Annotated in this window: 2 pseudogenes; both read left to right on the plus strand. The window is 68.8% G+C overall.

The features are described 5' to 3' along the window. Positions 1-616: pseudogene (locus tag N878_RS29220) on the plus strand (serine/threonine protein kinase); the annotation flags it as partial. 15 nt (positions 617-631) lie between these two features. Further along, positions 632-782: pseudogene (locus N878_RS29720) on the plus strand (FHA domain-containing protein); the annotation flags it as partial.

Here is a 782-nt window from a genome sequence, read left to right on the forward strand (position 1 = left end):
GCCCTGGGCCCTGCTCGGTGTGCTGCTGCTCGGCGCCGGCAGCGCCGGCGGCTACTACTGGCAGCTGCAGCAGCGCCTCGCCGGGCTGCTCGCCCTCGGCGAAACGCGCCTCAGCGAAGGCCAGCTGCTCGCCCCTGCGCAGGACAACGCCGACTACTATTTCCGCCAGGCGCTGGCCCTGGATGCCGACAACGCCCAGGCCGCCGACGGCCTGCAGCGGGTATTGCAGGCGCGCATCCAGCAGTACCTGGAACTGGCCGAGCAGCGCTTGGGCGAGGGCCTGCTGATCCTGCCCGAGGACGACAGCGCGGTGCACTACTTCCGCCAGGTGCTCGGCTGGGAGCCGGACAACCTGCTGGCGCAGGCCGGGATCAACCGCGTGGCGCAGCGCTTCATCGAGCAGAGCGAGGCGGCCTATGCGCGGCGCGAGTACAACCTGGCGCTGGAGCAGATCAAGCAGGGGCTGGAGGCCGAACCCGACAACGAACGCCTGCTGGCGCTCTACGACGGCCACCAGCAGCGCGTGCGCAGCAGCCAGGCGGCGAGCCGGCCGCGCAGCACGCCGCCGGCCCAGCAGAATCCGATCAAACGTTTGCTGAACAACCTTTTCGACTGATCCGAGGCGCCCGAGATGCTCAGATTGCAGTTCCTGGATAACCGCCAAGCGCCGGTCTGGCTGACCGAAGAGCGCCTGACCATCGGCCAGGACAGCCGCAACCAGCTGGTGCTCGGCGATGCCGGGATCGCCAGCTTTCATGCCGAGATTCGCCAGGATCACGGTT

Source organism: Pseudomonas sp. EGD-AK9 (assembly GCF_000465935.2).
In the GTDB taxonomy this organism is placed as follows: Bacteria; Pseudomonadota; Gammaproteobacteria; order Pseudomonadales; family Pseudomonadaceae; genus Aquipseudomonas.